This window comes from Streptomyces sp. SID3212 (assembly GCF_009865405.1).
Taxonomy (GTDB): Bacteria; Actinomycetota; Actinomycetes; order Streptomycetales; family Streptomycetaceae; genus Streptomyces.
This window is the reverse complement of the sequence record NZ_WWJY01001185.1, coordinates 1-2612: the sequence shown is the minus strand read 5'-3', so window position 1 is coordinate 2612 and position 2612 is coordinate 1. Positions and strand designations below refer to the sequence as shown.

Below are 2612 nucleotides of genomic sequence, written 5' to 3'. Positions count from 1 at the left end.
GGCGCGGCCCACGCGGCCCGCGCGTCGTCCAGCCAGCGGGGCGGCGCGGCGAGCCCGCACCCGGTCAGCAGGACCCGTTCCAGCTCGGTGAAGGCCTGGTCCAGGGTCCTGACCTCGGTGACCATGACGTCGAGCCCGGCGGCGCGCAGGGCGGCCAGGTCAGGGGCACGGTTCTCCTCCTCGTTGGCGACGACCAGGTCGGGGCGCAGCGCCACGACGGCCGCGACGTCGGGGTTCTTGGTGCCGCCGATCCGTACGACGTCGAGGCCGGCCGGGCGTGCGCACCAGTCCGTGGCGCCCACCAGCAGGCCGGGGGCGCTGACCGCGACCGCCTCGGTGAGGGAAGGGACGAGCGAGACGATCCGGCGTACGGACCGGGGCGGGACTGTCCGGCGTACGGACCGGGAAGAGGCCGGTGGCGGCCCCACCGGCCGGGGAGACGTCACCGCCGGTGTCAGCGCGGCGGGTCGACGGTCGCGTCGATGTGTTCCGCGACGGCGACCACAAGGATGCGGGTGCCCGGCTCCGTGGCGCGCCAGCGGTGCCGTACCCCACCGGACAGATAAAGCGTGTCGCCGCGCTCCAGACGGTACGCGCGCCCCTCGGCCTCGACCTCCGCCGCGCCGTCGGCGATGTACATCACCTCGTCGTTGCGGTGCTGGTACTCCCGCCCGGTGTCCTGTTCGCCGGTGTACTCCTTGGCGTGCAGCTGATGTCCGCCGCGTGCCACCCGGCGGACCCCGGGGCCGCCGTCCCCGGCCCGGACGACGTCGACCGTCCGCGCGGAGTCGGCCGCCGCGTGCAGCTTGGGGATCGTCGTCTCCAGGGCGTCGGCCACCCGCTCCAGGGAGCGGGTGCTCGGCCTGGCGCGTTCGTTCTCGATCTGGCTCAGGAAGGGCACGGACAACCCGCTGCGGGCCGCGACCGCCGCCAGCGTCAGGCCCAGCGACCTGCGCCTCCTGCGGACGGCGGCGCCCACCCTGAGCGCTTCCTTGTCGTCCATAGTCTGGGCTCCCTCCCGACCGGACCGTCATCCTCTCAGAGTTGACGCCGGTACAAGGGCTGTCCCCGGAGTTCCCCCTCCGCTCCATCATGCGCGCGTCCGACGGAAGGCGGTACCGGTACGGCGCGACAGCGGTCCCGGGGCAGGTCTCCGGACAGGCCCCGGGACAGGCCTCGGGCCCCGGACACCTTCGCGCGCGGGATCATCACTGTCAGTGCCGTGCGGCATCATCGGGAACGTGACGCGACGCCTGATGCTCCTCGACACCGCCTCCCTCTACTACCGCGCCTATTTCGGGGTCCCCGACTCCGTGCGGGCCCCGGACGGCACGCCGGTCAACGCGGTGAAGGGGCTGCTGGACTTCATCGCCCGCCTGGTCCAGGACCACCATCCCGACGACCTGGTGGCGTGCATGGACGCGGACTGGCGGCCCCGGTGGCGGGTCGACCTGATCCCCTCGTACAAGGCGCACCGCGTGGCCGAGGCGCACGCGGAGGGCCCCGACGAGGAGGAGACCCCCGACACCCTGGCACCGCAGGTGCCGGTGATCGAGGAGGTGCTCGACGCGCTGGGCATCGCCCGGGTCGGCGTGGCGGGGTACGAGGCGGACGACGTGATCGGCACCCTGGCGACCCGGGGCACCGGCCCCGTGGACATCGTCACCGGGGACCGCGACCTCTACCAGCTGATCGACGACGCCCGGGGCGTCCGCGTGCTGTACCCCCTCAAGGGCGTCGGTTCGCTGCATCTCACGGACGAGGCGGCGCTGCGCGAGAAGTACGGGGTGGACGGGGCCGGTTATGTGGATCTGGCCCTCCTGCGCGGCGACCCGAGCGACGGGCTGCCGGGCGTGCCCGGCATCGGAGAGAAGACGGCGGCCAAGCTGATCGACGCGTACGGCGACCTGGCAGGCATCATGGCGGCCGTCGCCGACCCCCGGTCGAAGCTGACCCCGTCGCAGCGCAAGCGGCTCGACGAGGCCCGGGAGTACGTGGCGGTGGCGCCGGTCGTCGTACGGGTCGCGCGGGACGTTCCCCTGCCGGACTTCGACCCCGTCCTGCCCACCGAGCCGCTGCATCCGGAGGCCCTGGAGGAGTTGGCCGAGCGGTGGGGCCTGGGGGGCGCGCTGCGGCGACTTCTCCTGGCGCTCCAGCGCTGAGGTGTTAGCTTAGGTAAGCCTAAGCAACGAACAGCCGGGGAGACCGCCATGGCAGAACAGCCCGCCCGCAGGACACCGAAGGCACGTGAGGCACAGGTGGTGCGCACCGAGTGGATCACTCCACACATGGTGCGCCTCGTCCTGGGCGGTGACGGGCTGGACGGCCTGGACATCGGGGAGTTCACCGACCACTACGTCAAGGTGCTGTTCGCTCCGGCGGGGGTGACGTACCCGGAACCGTTCGACATGGAGCGCATCCGGGAGGAGTTCCCGCGCGAACAGTGGCCGACGACCCGTACGTACACCGTCCGCGCCTGGGACCCGGCGGCCCGTGAGCTGAGCGTCGACTTCGTGGTGCACGGCGACGAGGGGCTGGCCGGGCCGTGGGCGGCGCGGGCCCGGGTGGGCGAGACGATGCGCTTCCTCGGCCCCGGCGGCGGGTACGCGCCG

4 protein-coding genes are annotated in these 2612 nt (G+C 73.1%); 2 read left to right on the top strand and 2 right to left on the bottom strand.

Going from position 1 to position 2612, the window contains the following annotated elements:
• Together GT042_RS35505 and GT042_RS35500 are read right to left on the bottom strand one after the other, a co-directional pair.
• Window positions 1–362 (bottom strand): helical backbone metal receptor (locus GT042_RS35505; RefSeq protein WP_345944041.1); only part of this gene is annotated, 362 nt, incomplete at its 3' end.
• 92 nt (window positions 363–454) lie between these two features.
• Window positions 455–1003, bottom strand: a complete 549-nt coding sequence (locus tag GT042_RS35500; RefSeq protein WP_161312802.1) for an XRE family transcriptional regulator — start codon at window positions 1001–1003, stop codon at window positions 455–457.
• 253 nt (window positions 1004–1256) lie between these two features.
• On the opposite strand from GT042_RS35500, the gene GT042_RS35495 reads away from it, so the two are divergent.
• Window positions 1257–2162 (top strand): 5'-3' exonuclease, encoded by a 906-nt coding sequence (locus GT042_RS35495; protein ID WP_161312803.1) that lies wholly within the window; start codon window positions 1257–1259, stop codon window positions 2160–2162.
• A 48-nt stretch (window positions 2163–2210) separates the two neighbouring features.
• Window positions 2211–2612 (top strand): siderophore-interacting protein (locus GT042_RS35490; RefSeq protein WP_161312801.1); only part of this gene is annotated, 402 nt, incomplete at its 3' end.